The organism is Geodermatophilus sp. SYSU D00079 (assembly GCF_054050635.1).
In genome coordinates this window covers 35,997-53,720 of record NZ_JBJGZS010000001.1, presented here as the reverse complement: position 1 = coordinate 53,720, position 17,724 = coordinate 35,997, and the positions used below count along the sequence as shown (strand labels likewise).

Annotated in this window: 18 protein-coding genes; 7 read left to right on the top strand and 11 right to left on the bottom strand. The window is 74.9% G+C overall.

Annotation, left to right across the window (positions count from 1 at the left end; all coding sequences use genetic code 11):
• Positions 1 to 23: 23 nt before the first annotated feature.
• The 3 genes from ACI79E_RS00290 to ACI79E_RS00280 are packed head-to-tail and all read left to right on the top strand — an operon-like array spanning position 24 to position 2,607.
• Complete coding sequence (locus tag ACI79E_RS00290) at positions 24 to 632, top strand: hypothetical protein (RefSeq protein ID WP_456930543.1); 609 nt, start codon at positions 24 to 26, stop codon at positions 630 to 632.
• Between the two features lie 19 nt (positions 633 to 651).
• Positions 652 to 1,314 carry a maleylpyruvate isomerase N-terminal domain-containing protein gene (locus ACI79E_RS00285; protein WP_456930542.1) on the top strand — a complete coding sequence of 221 codons (663 nt, stop codon included), beginning with the start codon at positions 652 to 654 and terminating at the stop codon, positions 1,312 to 1,314.
• 42 nt (positions 1,315 to 1,356) lie between these two features.
• Positions 1,357 to 2,607 carry a geranylgeranyl reductase family protein gene (locus ACI79E_RS00280; RefSeq protein ID WP_456930541.1) on the top strand — a complete coding sequence of 417 codons (1,251 nt, stop codon included), beginning with the start codon at positions 1,357 to 1,359 and terminating at the stop codon, positions 2,605 to 2,607.
• 169 nt (positions 2,608 to 2,776) lie between these two features.
• Here the strand turns inward: ACI79E_RS00280 and trhA are convergent, their stop codons facing one another.
• Positions 2,777 to 3,589: a PAQR family membrane homeostasis protein TrhA gene (trhA, locus tag ACI79E_RS00275; protein ID WP_456930540.1), complete on the bottom strand. Its 813-nt coding sequence runs from the start codon at positions 3,587 to 3,589 to the stop codon at positions 2,777 to 2,779.
• Positions 3,590 to 3,723: 134 nt separating this feature from the next.
• On the opposite strand from trhA, the gene ACI79E_RS00270 reads away from it, so the two are divergent.
• From ACI79E_RS00270 to ACI79E_RS00255, 4 genes are all read left to right on the top strand, one after another.
• Positions 3,724 to 4,503: an isoprenyl transferase gene (locus tag ACI79E_RS00270; RefSeq protein ID WP_456930539.1), complete on the top strand. Its 780-nt coding sequence runs from the start codon at positions 3,724 to 3,726 to the stop codon at positions 4,501 to 4,503.
• Between the two features lie 13 nt (positions 4,504 to 4,516).
• Positions 4,517 to 5,734, top strand: coding sequence for a DUF885 domain-containing protein (locus tag ACI79E_RS00265; protein WP_456930538.1), 1,218 nt, complete (start codon positions 4,517 to 4,519; stop codon positions 5,732 to 5,734).
• A 4-nt stretch (positions 5,735 to 5,738) separates the two neighbouring features.
• Positions 5,739 to 5,915 (top strand): hypothetical protein, encoded by a 177-nt coding sequence (locus tag ACI79E_RS00260; RefSeq protein ID WP_456930537.1) that lies wholly within the window; start codon positions 5,739 to 5,741, stop codon positions 5,913 to 5,915.
• 232 nt (positions 5,916 to 6,147) lie between these two features.
• A complete protein-coding gene (locus ACI79E_RS00255; protein ID WP_456930536.1) occupies positions 6,148 to 7,443 on the top strand; it encodes a PhoH family protein in 1,296 nt (431 codons plus the stop codon).
• A 270-nt stretch (positions 7,444 to 7,713) separates the two neighbouring features.
• Here ACI79E_RS00255 and ACI79E_RS00250 read toward each other — a convergent pair whose 3' ends face one another.
• The 10 genes from ACI79E_RS00250 to ACI79E_RS00205 form a co-directional block, all read right to left on the bottom strand.
• On the bottom strand, positions 7,714 to 7,938 hold the full coding sequence (locus tag ACI79E_RS00250; protein ID WP_456930535.1) for a hypothetical protein: 225 nt from the start codon (positions 7,936 to 7,938) through the stop codon (positions 7,714 to 7,716).
• Positions 7,935 to 10,385 (bottom strand): hypothetical protein, encoded by a 2,451-nt coding sequence (locus ACI79E_RS00245; protein ID WP_456930534.1) that lies wholly within the window; start codon positions 10,383 to 10,385, stop codon positions 7,935 to 7,937. Before ACI79E_RS00245 ends, ACI79E_RS00250 begins: the two co-directional genes overlap by 4 nt.
• Positions 10,386 to 10,440: 55 nt before the next feature.
• Positions 10,441 to 12,483 (bottom strand): flagellar biosynthesis protein FlhA, encoded by a 2,043-nt coding sequence (flhA, locus tag ACI79E_RS00240; RefSeq protein ID WP_456930533.1) that lies wholly within the window; start codon positions 12,481 to 12,483, stop codon positions 10,441 to 10,443.
• Between the two features lie 83 nt (positions 12,484 to 12,566).
• Entirely contained in the window at positions 12,567 to 13,700 is a 1,134-nt protein-coding gene (locus ACI79E_RS00235; protein WP_456930532.1) for an EscU/YscU/HrcU family type III secretion system export apparatus switch protein, read from the bottom strand.
• Positions 13,701 to 13,703: 3 nt separating this feature from the next.
• Positions 13,704 to 14,468: a flagellar biosynthetic protein FliR gene (gene fliR / locus ACI79E_RS00230; protein WP_456930531.1), complete on the bottom strand. Its 765-nt coding sequence runs from the start codon at positions 14,466 to 14,468 to the stop codon at positions 13,704 to 13,706.
• A 5-nt stretch (positions 14,469 to 14,473) separates the two neighbouring features.
• Complete coding sequence (fliQ, locus tag ACI79E_RS00225) at positions 14,474 to 14,749, bottom strand: flagellar biosynthesis protein FliQ (protein WP_456930530.1); 276 nt, start codon at positions 14,747 to 14,749, stop codon at positions 14,474 to 14,476.
• On the bottom strand, positions 14,749 to 15,585 hold the full coding sequence (gene fliP / locus ACI79E_RS00220; RefSeq protein WP_456930529.1) for a flagellar type III secretion system pore protein FliP: 837 nt from the start codon (positions 15,583 to 15,585) through the stop codon (positions 14,749 to 14,751). Before fliP ends, fliQ begins: the two co-directional genes overlap by 1 nt.
• A complete protein-coding gene (locus ACI79E_RS00215) occupies positions 15,585 to 15,974 on the bottom strand; it encodes a FliO/MopB family protein (protein WP_456930528.1) in 390 nt (129 codons plus the stop codon). The genes fliP and ACI79E_RS00215 overlap by 1 nt, the downstream gene beginning before the upstream one ends.
• Complete coding sequence (gene fliN, locus ACI79E_RS00210) at positions 15,971 to 16,717, bottom strand: flagellar motor switch protein FliN (RefSeq protein WP_456930527.1); 747 nt, start codon at positions 16,715 to 16,717, stop codon at positions 15,971 to 15,973. The genes ACI79E_RS00215 and fliN overlap by 4 nt, the downstream gene beginning before the upstream one ends.
• Positions 16,714 to 17,673 (bottom strand): flagellar motor switch protein FliM, encoded by a 960-nt coding sequence (locus ACI79E_RS00205; protein ID WP_456930526.1) that lies wholly within the window; start codon positions 17,671 to 17,673, stop codon positions 16,714 to 16,716. The genes fliN and ACI79E_RS00205 overlap by 4 nt, the downstream gene beginning before the upstream one ends.
• Positions 17,674 to 17,724: the final 51 nt, after the last annotated feature.

Here is a 17,724-nt window from a genome sequence, read left to right as displayed (position 1 = left end):
CACCACGCCGCCTGGAGGTCGTCGTGCACGGACACCACTCCCGCTTCTCCGACTCACCGTTCGCCGGCATGCGCGGCTTCCGCGGGCGCGGTCCGGGCGGCCGCGGTCGCGGCCCCGACGCGCCGCCCCCCGTGGAACGCGCCGAGGTGGCCGGGTGGTTCGCCGGCCGGTTGCCCGACGGCTGGTTCACCGGGCCCGTGGAGCTGGCCGTCGACCGCGACGAGATCACCGTCGTCGGCACCCTGCCCGAGCCGGCGCCCGGCGAGGGTGACGCGGCGGCCGCCCGCGCCGGCCGGATCGCCCGCTTCCGGGAGGAGACCCGCGAGCAGCGGATGGCGATCGCCGACGCCGCGCAGGCCCGCTACGGCCGGTCGGTGGCCTGGGGCGCGGCCTGCGGCGACGCCCGCGAGGTCTTCACCAACCTGTCGGTGCCGGTGATGACCCGGCTCCGGCAGCCCGAGCGCCTGGTGCTCGACACCCTGGTCGACGCCGGGGTCGCCCGGTCGCGCTCCGAGGCCCTGGTCTGGGCGGTCCGCCTCGTCGGCGAGCACGCCGAGGCGTGGCTGGCCGAGCTGCGCGACGCGATGGCCGCGGTGGAGGAGGTCCGCGCGCGGGGTCCCCGCACCGAGTGAGCTCTGCCAGGCTGGCCGGGTGCCCGACCCGGTCGACCTGCTGCGCACCGCCTACACCGACCTGTCCCGGGTGCTGTCGTCGCTGAGCGCCGGGGAGGGCTGGCAGCCGACCGGGTGTGCCGGCTGGACGCCGGTCGACCTGGGGTTCCACCTGCTCAGCGACGCCCGCCGGGCCCTGGTCGCCCTGCACAGCCCGGCGCCGGGCCGGGCGGACACCACCGCCGTCGACTACTGGCGGGCCTGGCGTCCGCCCGCGCCCGACGACGAGGACGAGCTGTGGAACACCCGCGCGGCGGCCAGCCTCCAGGGCGGCCTGGGAGCCGTGCAGCGCCGGTACGCCGAGGCCGCGGCCGCCGTCGTCGTGGCCGCCGGACGGGTGGGCGCCGACGACGTCGTCCGCACGCAGGGGGCGACCCTCACGGTCGCGGACCTGGTGTCCACGCTCGTCGTCGAGGCCGCCGTCCACCACCTGGACCTGGTCGTGCACCTGGACAGACCGGGGCCGGCCGCGGCGCCGCTGGCTGAGGTCCGCCGGGTGCTGGAGGGGCTGCTGGGTGGGCCGCTGCCGGCCGCGTGGGACGACGCCACCGCGGCCCGGCGCGGCACCGGGCGCGAGCCGCTGACCGCGGAGGACCGGGCCGCACTGGGGACGGCGGCCGAGCGCTTCCCGCTGTTCGGCTGAGGACGCCGCCGGCGCGTCGTCCCGACCAGGGACACTGGCCGGGTGACCGCCGACGCCGCTGCCCCGACCGCGACCGACGTCCTGGTCGTCGGAGCCGGACCGGCGGGCGCTGCGGCCGCGGCCTGGGCGGCCCGCGCCGGGCACGAGGTGCTGCTCGCCGACGCCGCGGTCTTCCCCCGCGACAAGACCTGCGGGGACGGCCTGACGCCACGCGCGATGGCCGAGCTCGACCGCCTCGGCCTGGGCGACTGGGCGCGGGGCCACGCCCGCAACCGCGGGCTGCGCGCCGCCGGGTTCGGCCACGAGTGGCAGCTGCCCTGGCCCGGCGGGGAGTTCCCCGCCCACGGCAGCGCGGTGCCCCGCACGGAGCTCGACGCGCGGATCCGCGACGTGGCCCTGCACGACGGCGCCACCCCGCTGGAGGGCGCCCGCGCGGTCGACGTCGAGCGGGACGGCGACCGGGTGACCGGGGTCGTCTTCGAGGTCGGCGACGACGCGGTGACCGTGGGGTGCCGCCGGCTGGTCGTCGCCGACGGCGCCCGCTCGCCGCTGGGCCGGGTGCTCGGCCGGGAGTGGCACCGGGGGACCGCCTACGGCGTCGCCGCCCGCGGCTACGTGCGGTCCGGGCGGGCGGACGACGAGTGGATCTCCTCCCACCTGGAGCTGCGCGGGGCCGAGGGCGAGCTGCTCTCCGGCTACGGCTGGGTGTTCCCGCTCGGGGCGGCGTCGGGGCAGGTCAACATCGGCGTCGGCACGCTGGCCACCGCCCGGCGGCCGGCGGGGGTGCAGCTCAAGGCGCTGCTGGAGACCTACGCCGACGCCCGGCGCGACGACTGGCGGCTCGACGGCCCGGTCGAGGCGCCGGCCTCGGCGCTGCTGCCGATGGGCGGGGCGGTGTCCCACGTCGCCGGGCGGAACTGGGCGCTCATCGGGGACGCCGCCGGCTGCGTGAACCCGCTCAACGGCGAGGGCATCGACTACGGCCTGGAGACCGGGCGCAGCGTCGTCGGCCTGCTCGACGAGGACGACTGGACCGCGGCGTGGCCGGCGACCCTGCGGCGGCACTACGGCGAGGCGTTCTCCATCGCCCGCCGGCTGGCCGGCCTGCTCACCGTGCCGCGGTTCCTGCCCGCCGCCGGCCCGGTGGGCATGCGGTCGCGGGCGCTCATGACCCTCGCGCTGCGGGTGATGGGCAACCTGGTGACCGACGCCGACCGCGACCTGGTGGCCCGCCTCTGGCGCACCGCCGGCCGGTTCTCGGTGCGCCTGGACGACCGGCCACCGTTCAGCTGAGCGGGGCCCCGGAGGGGTCCCCGAAGCTGGACGGGAGGTGGGCCGAGGGGGAACCCGCGGCGCAGCCGCGGCTGCGGCCGAGCGGGGGGCCGGAGGCTCCCCCGAGGACGCAGGGGTGGGGCTCGACGCAGCAGGGGCACGGCACCTGGCCGCGGTGTCTGACCGGAGGTCAGACGAAGGGGGAGTTGTAGAGAGCGAAGTAGACGGCGATGTAGTGGCAGATCGCGGCCACGATCGTCAGCGCGTGGAAGACCTCGTGGTAGCCGAACACCCCGGGCCACGGATTGGGCTTCTTGACCGCGTACGCGACACCGCCGGCGGTGTAGAGCACACCGCCGACGGCCAGCAGCACCAGCGAGGTCACCCCGGCGATGTGCAGGATGTCGGTGAGGATGAAGACGGCCACCCAGCCCAGCCCGATGTAGAGCGGCACCCCCACCCAGCGCGGCGCGGTCGGCCAGCTCAGCTTGAGGAAGACGCCCGCGAGCGCGCCGGCCCAGACCCCGGCGAGGATCCAGTAGCCCGTCGGCTGGTCGACGGCGAGCAAGGCGAAGGGCGTGTACGTACCGGCGATGAACAGGAAGATCATCGAGTGGTCGAGCCGCTTCATGACCTTCCAGCCGCGCGGTGACCAGCGCCGCCGGTGGTACAGCGCGCTGATGCCGAACAGGCCGCAGATGGTCAGGCAGTAGACGGCCACGGAGAACCCGGAGCGGGCGCCGAGCACCGCGGCGAGGGGCACCAGCACGGCTCCGGCCACGATCGCACCGAAGAACGCGAACAGGTGCAGCCAGCCGCGCAGCCGCGGGCGGGTGTCGGGGTGGTCCCAGTCGTCGTCGGCGAAGTCCGCCGCCGTCCAGGTCTGCTCGACGCGCTCGCCCTCGGCGAGGACGGCGCCGACGGCCTGGCCGCGAGGCGCCTGCACCTCGGCGCCGTCCGCCTCGATCCGCACCGGTTCACGGTCCTCGGGGGGAGCGCTCATGGACCGAGGTTACGCAGACGTAGGTGGACCCGCAGCGGCACGCGGAGTGAGCTGCCCGACGCTCCGGACCGCCTTCGCGCAGGTCGGTGACGGGTACCCGGGACGTGCGCGCGGGGGGCCTAGGGTGACGCCTCGTGGGGGTGCGGCAGTGGGTGCGTGACGTCCTCACCGGGGTCTACGAGCGCCGGCTGGCCCGGGCCCTGGTGGGCGCCGACATCCCCCGCCACGTCGGGGTGATCGTCGACGGCAACCGCCGCTGGGCGCGGGCCATCGGGCTCGACGACCCCAACGCCGGGCACCGGCGGGGCGCCGACAAGATCGCCGCCTTCCTCGGCTGGTGCGACGAGGCCGGCGTCGAGGTGGTCACCCTGTTCCTGCTCTCCACCGACAACCTGTCCCGGCCCGAACCCGAGCTGGTCCCGCTGCTGCGCATCATCGAGGGCGTCGCCGAGGACCTCGCCGCCCCCGACCGGCGCTGGCAGCTGCGGCCGGTCGGGGCCCTCGAGCTCCTGCCGGCCGAGACCGTCGCCGTCCTCAAGCAGGCGGAGGAGACCACCCGCGACCGGCCGGGGGCGACGGTCAACCTCGCCGTCGGCTACGGCGGACGACGGGAGATCGCCGACGCCGTCCGCTCGCTGCTGGCCGAGCACGCCGAGCGGGGGACGACGCTCGACGAGCTGGTCGGCGCGCTCGACGTGGAGCACATCGCCGAGCACCTCTACACCCGCGGGCAGCCCGATCCCGACCTGGTCATCCGGACCAGCGGCGAGCAGCGCCTGTCGGGCTTCCTGCTCTGGCAGACCGCGCACTCGGAGTTCCACTTCACCGACGTCTACTGGCCCGACTTCCGGCGGGTGGACTTCCTCCGCGCCCTGCGTGCCTACGCCGCGCGGCACCGCCGGTTCGGCAGCTGAGAAACTCCTGCTCATGGCGGCCCGACCTCTCGACGTCCCCCTGGCCTACGTGGAGCTGGGGCTGCGGTTCGACCGGCTGGAGTCCGGCTTCGTCGACGCCTACACCGGCGACCCCCGCATCCGGGCCGCCGTGGAGGACGAGCCGGCGCCCACCCCGCAGGGCCTGCGCGACCAGGCCCGCTCGCTGCTGGGTGAGCTGGGCGCCTCCGGTCTCCCGGCGGACCGCGTGGACTTCCTGCGCGGCCAGCTGGTGGGTCTGGAGTGCAGCGCGCGGAAGATGAGCGGCGAGCCGGTGGCCTTCCTCGACGAGGTGAGCAGCTACTTCCAGGTGGAGCTCACCCTGGGCGACCCCGCGGCCTACGCCGCCGCCCACACCGAGCTCGACGCCCTGCTGCCGGGCAGCGGCCCCCTCGCCGAGCGGTACGCCGAGCACCGGCGCCGCGAGGAGTGCCCGCCCGAGCGGCTGGCCGAGGCGGTGCACGCGCTGTCCAGCGCGCTGCGCGACGAGGTCCGCGGGGAGTACGGGCTGCCGGAGGCCGAGACGGTCCGGTACGAGGTGGTCACCGACAAGCCGTGGTCGGGCTTCAACTACTACGAGGGGGCCTACCGCTCCCGCGTGGCCATCAACGCCGACCTGCCGCACCGCCTGGGGCAGCTGCCGCACCTGGTGGCCCACGAGTCCTACCCGGGCCACCACACCGAGCACTGCCGCAAGGAGCAGGGGCTGGTCGGGCGGGCCTCCCGGGTGGAGCACACGGTCTTCCTGGTCAACACCCCGGAGTGCCTGATGGCCGAGGGGCTGGCCGACCTCGGCGTGCAGGCCTCGATCGGCGAGGGCTGGGGCCCCTGGGCCGCGGAGGTGCTCGGTGACCTGGGGCTGCGCTTCGACGGGCACCTGGCCGAGCGGGTCGCGGCCGCGGCGGCCCCGCTGAACCGGGTGCGCCAGGACGCCGCCGTCCTCCTGCACGACCGGGGCGCCGACACCGACGAGGTGGCCGCGTACCTGCAGCGCTGGTCGCTGGTGAGCGCCGACCGGGCGCGCCAGCAGCTGCGCTTCCTGACCCACCCGCTGTGGCGCGCCTACACCACCACCTACGTCGAGGGCTTCGACCTGCTCTCGGCGTGGCTGGACGCGCGCCCGGCGGGCCAGCGCGTCGCCGACCGGTTCGTGCGGCTGCTGGACGAGCCGCTGACCCCGGCCGCCGTCGCCGGCGAGCTGCGCGCCGCCTGAGCCGATGGCGTCCCGCGACCCCGAGGAGGCCCGCGACCTGGGGCTGTGGACGGCGGGCTGGCTGGCGGTCCTCCTGGTGGGCGGCCTGTGGTGGGTGGGTGACCTCCGCCTGCAGTGGCCGGTGCTGGTCGTCCCGCTGGCCTGGGCGCTGATCGCCGGCCGGCCCCGCCGCTCCCGCTGATGCGGCTGGTGCGCGTGGTGCCTCGACAGGGTGACACGACGTCGTCCGGACACGTTCCTGTCACCTCCCGGGCCTAACGTCCGCAGTGGACGGCGAGCTCACCTCGCCGTCCACGGGAGGCCCGGTTGGTGCGACAGCGTTCGTCGACCCAGGGGGCCGGTGCCCGGCCCCTGTGCCGGGGCCCGGCCGCCTTCGAGCCGGGGTGCAGACCGCGCCCCACGGGAGTCGACTCGTGACCACTCGCCGCACGTTCGTCCTCGACACCTCCGTCCTGCTCTCCGACCCCGGTGCGCTGCTGCGCCTCGGCGACTCCGACGTGGTGCTCCCGCTCGTCGTGATCGGTGAGCTGGAGGACAAGCGCAACCACCCCGAGCTCGGCTGGTTCGCCCGGCAGGCACTGCGCCTCCTCGACGACCTGCGGGTGACCCACGGCCGTCTCGACGCGCCGGTCCCCGTCGGCGAGGAGGGCGGCACCCTGCACGTGGAGCTCAACCACAGCGACCCGTCGGTGCTGCCGGCCGGCTTCCGCAACGACAGCAACGACAGCCGGATCATGGTGGTGGCGCTCAACCTGCGGGCGGAGGGCCGCGACGTCTGCCTCATCACCAAGGACGTCCCGCTGCGGGTCAAGGCCGCGGCGGTGGGCCTGGAAACCGACGAGTACCGGGCCCTGGACGCCGTCGACGCCGGCTGGACCGGGATGGCGGAGCTGTCGCTGGAGGACGCCGAGCTGTCGGCCCTCTACGAGGACGGCGAGGTGTTCGTGCCGGCCGCGGCCGAGCTGCCCCCGCACACGGGGCTGGTGCTGCTGTCCTCCCGCGGCTCGGCGCTCGGTCGGGTCACCCCGGACAAGCAGGTGCGGCTGGTCCGTGGCGACCGCGAGGCCTTCGGCCTGCACGGGCGGTCGGCGGAGCAGCGGGTGGCGCTGGACCTGCTGCTGGACCCGGAGATCGGCATCGTCTCCCTCGGCGGGCGGGCCGGCACCGGCAAGTCCGCGCTGGCGCTGTGCGCGGGCCTGGAGTCGGTGATGGAGCGGCGGGCGCACAAGAAGGTGGTCATCTTCCGCCCGCTGTACGCCGTCGGCGGCCAGGAGCTGGGCTACCTGCCGGGCAGCGAGGGCGAGAAGATGTCGCCCTGGGCCCAGGCGGTGTACGACACCCTGGGCGCGCTGGTGTCCAAGGAGGTCCTCGAGGAGATCGCCGCGCGCGAGCTCATCGAGGTGCTGCCGCTCACCCACATCCGGGGCCGGTCGCTGCACGACTCCTTCGTGATCGTCGACGAGGCGCAGTCGCTGGAGCGCGGCGTGCTGCTCACCGTGCTGTCGCGGCTGGGCTCGGGGTCGCGCGTGGTGCTCACCCACGACGTCGCCCAGCGGGACAACCTGCGGGTGGGCCGGCACGACGGGATCGCGGCGGTGGTCGAGCAGCTCAAGGGCCACCCGCTGTTCGCGCACGTCACGCTGACCCGCTCCGAGCGCTCGCCGATCGCCGCCCTGGTGACCGAGATGCTGGAGGACCTCCCGCTCTGAGCCCGCGGCCGCCGACGGCGCCGCCCCGCACCGGCGCCGTCGGCGGCCACGGCGGCCACTCCTGCGGTCTCCCGTCCCCTCTCGCGGTGCAGCAACACCGCGAGAGGGGACGGACGACCGCAACAGTGGGACAACGCCCGGCACTCACGCGGTGCTCCACGTGCTCGCGCGGCACTGCAGGACCGCAGGAGTCTGCGAAGGACCGCACAGGGTGGCCCGCGGCGACCCATGACGAGCCCCGGCAGCGGGTACCGCCGAGAGACGCCGGGATCAGGAGGCGGAGGCGGGCGGATCCGGGTCGGGGTCCGCCGCCGGGGGACGGCGGGGCGTGCCGGCCCAGCGCAGCAGCGCGACCGCTGCCCACGCCGCACCCAGGCACCACGGCAGCCGGACGGCGACCTCCTCCATGCCGAGGTCGCCCCGCACGCCGAGGACCAGCACCGGCAGCGCGAGGACCAGCCCCACGGCGAGCACGTCCCAGCGCAGCGGGCTCATCTCCCCGGGGTCTCCAGCCGCTCGCACAGCAGGGAGGCCCACCGGTGCGCCGTGGCGCGGGTGCCGTCGAGGAGGGCCACGGGCGTGGCGGTGCGGGAGAGGACCGCCGCCGGGTCGGCGGTGAGGTCGCTGTCCTGCACCATCAGCGCGTCGACCCGGGCCAGGCCGTCCAGCCACGGGCCGACGTCCTCGGGCTTGCGGGTGGCCTCGACCACCGCCCACACCCCGGCGGGGGCGAAGACGGCGACCAGCTGCTCCAGCCAGGTGCTGCCGCCGGCGCGCAGCGGGGCGTCCACGGCGACGATCGTCAGCGTGCCCGAGCGGTCGATCTCCTGCTTGCGCTCGAAGGCGGCGTCGATGCTGCTGATGCGGTTGCCCTGCGGCGCGAGCGCGGCCAGGTCACCGCGGGAGGCCCACTGCAGCCGCTCGGCATCCAGCCGCAGGGAGGCCGCCAGCGAGCGGGCGGCGGCGAGGGTCTCCACGCCCGGGCCCACCAGGAGCAGCACCTCGCCGGGGCCGGTGGGCAGCGCGGGGGGCGTCGGCAGGCCGGCGGCCAGCGCCCGGGTGAGCGCCGCGTAGGTGCCGCGGCGGGCGACCTCGGTGGCGAAGTCGCTGCCGAGCAGCCGCTCCGGGACGCCGAGCTCCAGCAGCCGGCGGACGACGGCCTGCTCGGCTGCGCCCGGACCCGGCTGGACCGGCCCAGCGCCGTGCGGGTCCTCGCGGACCGACGTCACGACCATCGGCGCGCTGCGGCGCCACGAGGCCGCCCGCTTGTCCACCGGTAGCCGGGTCACGGTGGCCAGGCCGGAGGCGGCGCCCGAGGTGCGGGCGACCTGTCCGCCGGCGCCGGGACGGCGGATCGCCGGCGGCACCGGGGGGCGGGACAGCAGCGGCGGGACGGCGAGGGCGGTGCCCGGCGCCGGCGGCGGCAGCAGCGACAGCGGCGGCAGGACGGTGGTGGCGTCCAGGGGGAGGGGGGCGGGGTCGCTCGCGGTCGGGGCGAGCGCCTCGGCGACCACCTCCCACTCGTCGGCCTCGGCCTCGGCGTCGACGTACACGGGGATCTCGGCGGTGTGCGCCTCGGCGAAGGCGTAGTCGTCGAGGTACTCGCCGTACCCGTAGGCGTCCTGCCCGGCGGTCTCCTCGTGCGTCGCGGAGCCGGCCAGCACGCCGCGCAGCAGCTGGGTGAGGGCGGCGTCGGAGGTGTCGTGCGCGAGCGCGGCCCGCAGCACCTCGGCGATCGCCTCCTCGCGGGACGTGATGGGGCCGGTGCTGAAGTCCGGCTCGTGCACCCAGTCGGGCACGCGCGGGGGCTCCGGGGCGGCGGGCGCCGCGACCGGCGGCACCTGCGCGGCCACGGCCGGCTCGGCGACCACCGGCGGTGCGGCGGGTGCGTCGGTGACCTCCGGGGCGACGGACGGCGCCGGGACGTCGGCCGGCGTCGGGGCGGTCGCCACCGGGGCGGGGACCGGGGTCGCGGGCGCCGGTGGGGTCACAGCAGGCGCAGCGACCGGCATGGACGGCACCGTCGCGGGGCCGGCCGCGGGGGCGGGGCCGGCCGCAGGCGCGGGACCCCACAGCGTGGCCGACGCCGGGTGCTCGGCGGACACCGCCGTCGGCTGCGCGGTCGGGGCAGCGGCGACAGGGGCCGCCGAGGCGACGGGAACCGGCGGGGCGACGGGGGCCGGCGGCGGGACGGGTGCGACCGGGGCGGCGGCGTCCCCGGCCAATAGCTCCCACGTCGGGACCTCCCCGGTCACCGGCTCCGACACCGGAGCCGCGGCCGGCTCCTCCACGGGCGCGGCCTCGGCCGCCTCCCACGCGTCCGCGGCAGTCGGCTCCCACGCGTCCTCGGGTGCCGGTGCCCACGTGGGGGCGGGTGCGGCGGCGGCGACCGCGGCGATGGCCTCGTCGACCGCCTCCCGCACGTCGACGTCCCGGGCGACCATCTGGGCCAGGGCGGCGGTGAACGGGGAGGGTGCCGGCGCGACGTCCACCGGCGGGGGGGTCCGCCGCGGAGCGGCGGTCCGTCCGGCGGCGGTCCGCGCCGCGGAGGCGCGGGCGGGCTCGGCGGCACGGGCCGGCTCGGCGGCCCGTGCCGACCCCGTTGCGGCGGCGCGGGTCGGGGCGGCCGACGGCCAGCTGCCGGCTCGCGGGGAGCGGCGGTCGGTGGCCGGGCGGCCGGGACGGGCGGCGGCGCGCGAGTACAGGCCCACGGGCGGCTCGTCGTCCCCGGCGAGCAGCCCGGCGACCTCGTCGACCGGGTCGGGCAGCACCGGGGCGCGGCGCAGGGCCGCCTCGATGCGGGCCGCGGACTCGGCGCGGGAGGCCGGACGCCGCTCGACGGGGGTGGGCGCGATCTCCTCCACCTCGGCGACGTAGCGCTCGGTGGTGAAGAAGCCCATGACCCCGCCGGTGCGGACCCGGCGGATCCCGACGATGCGCACGGACGAGCCGTACCTCTCTCGGGCGGCGGCGATGGCGGCCTCGCGCGAGGCGGCCTCAACGGACGGCAACGGCACCGTTCACCACTCCCAGTGACTCGATCTGGGCCGTCCGGGAGACCTCCGAGTAGGAGATCACCGGCAGGCGGGGGAGGATCTGACGCATCAGGCGGGACAGGGCGGCCCGGACCTGCGGGGAACACACGAGCACGGGGGCCAGGCCCAGCCGCTCGGCGTCGCCGAGCAGGCCGGTGCATCCGTTGACGAGCGCGTCGACGGTGCCGGCGTCCAGCGCGAGCACCTGACCGGCGTCGCTCTGCCGGACCGCCTCCAGGAGCCGCTGCTCGAACGCGGGCTCGAGGGTGAGCACGTGCAGCCGCTCGTCCGGGGTCACGTAGGGGTGGCTGATGGCGGCGCCGAGTGCCGCGCGGGCGGCCTCGACCAGCCCGTCGACGTCGGTGCCGACCTTGGCCCGCACCGAGAGCGCCTCGAAGATGCGCACCAGGTCGCGGATGGAGACGTTCTCGTCGAGCAGACCGTGCAGCACCCGCTGGATCTCGCCGAGGGTGAGCAGCGCCGGGGTGAGCTCCTCGACCACGACCGGGTGGGTGCGGCGGACGGTCTCCACCAGCAGCCGCACGTCCTCCCGGCCGAGCAGCTCGGCGGCGTGCTGGCGCACCACCTCGGCCAGGTGGGTGGTGATGACCGAGGAGCGGTCGACGACGGTGGCACCGGCCATCTCCGCCTGCCGCTGCAGCTCGACCGGCACCCACTTGGCCGGCAGCCCGAACACCGGCTCGCGGGTGGCCTTGCCCGGCAGCCCGTCCAGGGCGTCGCCGATGGCCAGCACGGTGCCGGCCGGCGAGGTGCCCTTGGCGGCCGGGACGCCGTTGAGCCAGATGACGTACTGGGACGACGGCAGGTCCAGGTTGTCGCGGGTGCGCACCAGCGGGATGACCAGGCCGGTGTCCATCGCGACCTTCCGGCGCAGGGCCTTGACGCGGTCGAGCAGGTCGCCGCCGCGGGCGGTGTCGACCAGGTCCACCAGGTCGAAGGCCACCTCGAGCTCCAGCGGGTCTACCCGCATCTTCTCGACGATCGCCTCGGGGGAGTCCGGCTGGGCCTCGTCGGCGGCCCCCGCCTCCGCGGCGGTGTCCTCGTCCTCGGTCGGCGCGTCCTTCATGCGCGCGGCCATGAGCAGGAACGCGCCGCCGATGATCAGGAAGGGCAGCTTGGGCAGGCCGGGGATGAGGCAGAGGGCGATGGCCGCACCGCCGGCGATGCGCACCGGCTGCTGGAACCGGCCGAGCTGGGCCAGCAGGTCGCTGCCCATGTCCCCGTCGGAGGCCGAGCGGGTGACGATGATGCCGGTCGCGGTGGACAGCAGCAGCGCCGGGATCTGGGAGACCAGGCCGTCGCCGACGGTCAGCAGGGAGTAGGTGGAGACGGCGTCGCCGGGCGCCATGCCCAGCTGCATGACGCCGATGGCGAACCCGCCGATCAGGTTGATCAGCGTGATGATGATGGCGGCGATCGCGTCGCCCTTGACGAACTTCGAGGCACCGTCCATCGAGCCGTAGAAGTCGGCCTCGGAGGTGACCTCGGTCCGCCGCTTGCGCGCCTGCTCCTCGTTGATCAGCCCGGCGTTGAGGTCGGCGTCGATCGCCATCTGCTTGCCGGGCATCGCGTCGAGGGTGAAGCGGGCGCCGACCTCGGCGACGCGGCCGGCACCGTTGGTGATGACGACGAACTGGATGATCGTGAGGATCACGAAGATCACCAGGCCGACGATCAGCGACCCGCCGATGACGAAGTGCCCGAAGGCCTCGATGACCTTCCCGGCGTAGCCGTCGGTGAGCACCAGCCGGGTCGAGGACACGTTCAGCGCCAGCCGGAACAGCGTCGCGATGAGGATCAGCGACGGGAAGACGGCGAAGTCCAGCGGCCGCTTGATCTGCATCGACACCAGCAGGATCAGCAGCGCGGCGGTGATGTTGAAGCCCAGCAGCAGGTCCAGCACCGCCGAGGGCAGCGGCACGACCAGCATGAGGACGATGGCCACCACGCCGATGGGGACGGCGGCCTTCGTCAGCTTCTGCACGAGTCAACTCATCGGCAGTTCGGCTTGAGCGGGGCACCGGCGACCGTGCCGTCCGTCCCTCCCGTCACAGGCGCCCCAGCGGGTCAGCGGCGGCGGCCGGCCCTGGGCAGGCCCTCGACGTCGGGGGCCTCGAAGCCCGGCCGGTGCAGCCCGCCCCGGACGCCGCGGGCCGACAGCTGCATGACGAAGGCGAGCACCCGGGCGACCGCGGTGAACAGCTGCGCGGGCACCTCCTGGCCGAGCTCGCAGGAGGCGTGCAGGGCCCGGGCGAGCGGGATGTCCTGGACCATCGGCACGCGCGCCTCCTCGGCCCGCTCGCGCAACTTCGCGGCGATCTCGTCGGCGCCCTTGGCCACGACCCGGGGCGCGCCGCGGTCGGCCTCGTACTTCAGCGCGACCGCGACGTGCGTGGGGTTGACCAGCAGGACGTCGGCGGTGGCGACCTCGCTCATCATGCGGTTGCGCGACATGGCCAACTGGGCGGCCCGGCGCTGCCCCTTCACGTGGGGGTCGCCCTCGGACTGCTTGTGCTCCTGCTGGATCTCGTACTTGCTCATCTTGAGCTTCTTCATCGTCTGCTGGCGCACGACGACGTAGTCGGCGACCGCGATGACCAGGCCGGTGACCGCCACGACCCGGATCATGAGGATCGCCGACTCGGTGAACGTGGCGGTGACCGCCGACAGCGGCAGCGCCCCGGACGCCGACACGAGCTCCTGTGCCCGGTCGCTGGTGACGATGACGACGGTGAGCAGGGCGGCGGTCTTGATCACCGCCTTGGTGGCCTCCCACAGGCCGTGGGTGCCGAACATCCGCTTGAACCCGGGGAACGGGTTGAGCTTCTTGAGGGTCGGTTTCATCGACTTGCCCGACACCGTCACCCCGCCCTGGGCGGCCGTGGCCAGGGTGCCGACGACCATGAGCCCCAGCGCCATCGGCAGCAGGGCGGTGAGGAAGGTGGTCAGCGCCTGGCCGAACAACGCCGACAGGGCGGTGGTCTCCGGGTGCGTGGCGATCGCGCCGATCTGCACGAACAGCGTCCCGACCCCGTCGAAGGCGTTGCCCACCAGCATCGGCAGCAGCACGCTGGCCGCCGCCGCACCCACCCACGTGCCCAGCTCCTGGGTCCGTGGGATCTGCCCCTCCTTGCGCGCCTTCTTCAGGCGCTGGGGAGTCGGCTTCTCGGTCTTCTCACCACCCGGTCCGTCCTGGGCCACGGGTCACCCGCTCCGGAGGGAGACCATCGCCCGGGTCGCGGCGTCCAGCAGCGCGTCGAGGGCGGAGGGCAGCAGCGGGAAGGTGAGCCCGAGCAGGGCGAGGGTGAGCATGATCTTCACCGGGAAGCCGAACGCGAAGATGTTCAGCGCCGGCGCGGCCCGGCTCAGCAGGGCCAGGGCGACGTCGGCCAGCAGCAGCACCGCGACCATCGGCCCCGCGATCTGCAGCGCGGCGAGGAACATCATCGCGAACGCGGTGAGCAGGACCTGCCCCAGCTGCTCGGTGGGCACGTCGCCGCCGACCGGCAGCCCCTCGTAGGAGGTCGCGAACCCCCGGACGATGAGCAGGTGCCCGCCGCTGGTGAACAGCAGCGTGGTCGCCAGCAGGTAGTGCAGCCGCCCGATGGAGCCGGTCTGGGTCATCGACAGCGGGTCGTAGGCCGGCTGCATCGTGAAGCCGCCGGTGATGTCGATGATGTCGCCGGCGTACTGGACGGCGGCGAACAGCAGCTGGACGACGAACCCGAGGGCCGCCCCGATGACGACCTCGGTGATCGCGCCCACGACGAGGAAGCCCGCGGTCGGCTCGGGCAGCTCGGGGGCGATCCGGCTGAGCAGGGCGACCGACAGCGCCAGCGCGAGCGCGCCCTTGACCGGGGCGGGGATGCTCCGTGAGGCGAACGGGGGCGAGAGCATGACGAAGCCGGCCGCCCGGGCGGTGCCGAGCAGCAGCGCCGCCAGGGTCGTCGCCGGGACCTCGAGGTCCACGGCGGCTACGTCCGGTCGAGCAGCCGCGGCAGCGTGTCGAACAGGCCCTGGGTGAAGCTGACCAGCTCGGAGAGCACCCAGTTGCCGGTGACCAGCAGCGCGATCGCGACGGCGATCATCTTCGGCACGAAGGACAGGGTCTGTTCCTGGATCTGCGTCGCCGCCTGGAACAGGGAGATGAGGAACCCGACCAGCAGGGCGGTCAGCAGGATGGGGGCGGCGACCTTCGCGGCGACGAGCATCGTCTGGACCGCGATCTCGGTGACGTCGGCGTCGCTCATCAGCCGTAGCTCCCGACCAGCGCCGTCGTGATCAGCGCCCAGCCGTCGACCACCACGAACAGCAGCAGCTTGAACGGCAGCGACACGATCGTCGGCGGCACCATCATCATGCCCATCGCCATGAGCGCGGCGCTGACCAGCATGTCCAGCACCAGGAACGGGATGAAGACGACCAGCCCGATGATGAAGGCGCTCTTGAGCTCGGAGAGCACGAACGCCGGCACCAGCGTGGTCATGCTGACCGCCTCCGGGGCCGCCGGTGCCTCCTCGCCGGAGAGGCCGACCATCAGCTGCAGCTCGTCCTCGCGGGTGTTGTCGAGCAGGAACTCCTTCAGCGGCACCACGCCGACGTCGTAGGCCTGGGTGACCGTCATCTGCCCGTCCAGGTAGGGCTGCACCGCGACGTCGTTGATGTCCCCGAAGACCGGGCCCATGACGAACAGGGTCAGGAACAGCGCGATGCCGGTGAGCACCGAGTTCGGCGGTGCCTGCGCCATGCCCAGCGCGTTGCGGGTCAGCGACAGCACCACGACGATCTTGGTGAACGAGGTGACGAGCATGAGCATCGCCGGGGCCACCGACAGCACCGTGATGGCCAGGATCAGCGTGATGGTGCTGCTCGGGCTGCCGCCGCCGACGGAGATGTCCACGCCGCCGTCGACCGCGGGGACCACCGGGGCGGTCGGCGCGGTCGGCGCGGTGGGTGCGGTCGGGGCCGCGGAGGCGGGGCCGGCCAGGAGGGAGAGCAGGACGCCGACGAGCGCCGCCAGCAGCAGGACCAGGCCCACCCGCCGCGCGAACGGGGCGCCCCGCACGGGGACGGTGGGGGTGGTCATCAGCGGCGGACCGTCCGCTCCCGGAGCTGCTGCACGGCCGCCGTCCAGCCGGCCCGGTCGAACACAGAGCCGGAGAGGACGCCGGTCGAGGCGGCCGTGGCCGGCCGGGCGGCGAGCGCCTGGCGCTCGGCGATGGCCTCCTCGACGGTCTCGCCGTCGACCTCGGCCAGCAGCGTGACCTGCTCCTCGGTGGCCCCCACGACCAGCACGCGGCCGGCGATGCGGACGACGTTGACCGAGCTGGCCCGGCCCATGCGCTGGCGGGCCACGACCTCGATGAGCCCGTTGCCCTGGCCCAGGCCGCGCTTCTTGGCCACTCGGGCCGCGAACCACAGCACGCCGGCGATGAAGGCCAGCGACAGGACCAGGCGGATGATCATCCAGGTCATGGGGTGGCCTGCCCGATCTCCGAGTGGGCGTCGGTGACGATCTCGCTGATCCGCAGGCCGAAGTCCTCGTCGACCACGACGACCTCGCCGCGCGCGATGAGGGTGCCGTTGACCAGCAGGTCGGCCGGGGCGCTGGCCGCGCGGTCGAGCTCGACGACCTCGCCCGGGTGCAGCGAGAGCAGCTCGCCGACGGTCATGCGGGTGCGGCCGATCTCGACGGTGACCTCCATCGCGACGTGCCGCAGCAGGTCCAGGCTGCCGCGCTGGGTCCGCGGCTGGGGGAGGGTCACCTGCAGGGCGAAGCTCGCCTCCACGGTGCCGTCGCCGGCCAGCAGGGGGACGGCGACGAACATGCCCTTGTCGCGCAGCCCGTCCATCGCGGTGTCGGGGTCCTCGGTGCGCTCGGAGTCCACGCGCACCCGGCCCAGCGTGCCGGCGGCCGCCTCGAGGGCCGGGCGCAGCGCGACGGCGACGTCCATGGGGCCGACGGGGGAGTTGGCGAGGGCGTCGACGATCTGCGCGGAGACCACGAGGACGACGTCCCCGCTGACCTCACCGGACAGCCGCGCCATGACGGCGGCGGCGGCCTGGGCCGGCAGCAGGACGGCGTCGGGGTCGCTGACCGGCGCGCCCGGCGCGAGCTCGACGGCGGCCGGGACGTGGACCGCGGCGGCGCGGGCCGCCGAGGCGACGACGGCGATCACGGTCTCGGAGGCCTGCGAGTGCTCCACGGAGGCGGTCATGCGGTGTCCTTCTGGGCAGCGAGGGGGGTGGGCACGATGGCGGCGGCGAGCCGGCGTCGGTGGTTGCTGGCGATCGCGTAGGCGAACGTCACGTCGTTGGTGGTGACCTCCAGCGGCGCGTCCTGCGGGTGGCGCAGCAGGAGCACGTCACCGACGGCGAGGGAGAGCAGGTCCTCGGAGGAGACCTCGAGCGGGGTGAACCGCACGCCGACCTCGACCGGCACCTGGGTGAGCCGCTCGGTGAGGGCCTCGAAGGCCCGCCGGCGCTTGGCCTGCGCGGACTCCGACAGGTGCGGGGAGGCGGCGTTGTTCAGCGCGGGGGCGAAGGAGGAGAAGGGCAGCACGAGGGTGGCCTCGCCGGACCGGTTGCCGACCGCCATGCCGAAGGAGGCGACCATGACCGTGTCCGAGCCGGCCGCGGCCTGCGCCAGCTGCGGGTTGTACTCGAGGTCGCTGAGCTCCGGCTGCAGCTCGGCGATGTGCGCGAAGGCGGCGACCCACTCCTGCAGCAGCCGGTTGAGCAGGTGGTTGGTGATGGTCGTCTCCATCACCGTCATGGGCCGGTCCGGCTGGTCGGAGCTGCCGGAGCCGCCGAGCATGTGGTCGACGGCGGCCATCGCGATGTCCAGCGGGTAGGCCAGCAGTCCCTTGCCGGCCAGGGGCTCGAGGGTGAACGTCGCGATGAACGACGGGTTGGGCAGCGTGGCCACGTAGTCGTCGTAGGAGTGCTGCTCGATGCCCTGCAGCTCCATCCGGGCACCGGCGCGCAGCATCGTGGTGAGGACGGTCGTCGCCTGGCGGGCGAAGGCCTCCTGACCGATCTGCAGGACGCGGACGTGCTCGCGGGAGAGCTTGGTGGGCCGGCGGAAGTCGTAGGTGCGGGGCTCTCCGCGCCGGCTGCGCGTGCCCGGAACTGACAGCGGGCCCTGGGTGGGTCCGTTCTCGGGGCGGGTCACGCACCCCTCATCGGCTGGGAACGACGCCGCCCTGACCGGCGGCGCGGGGCG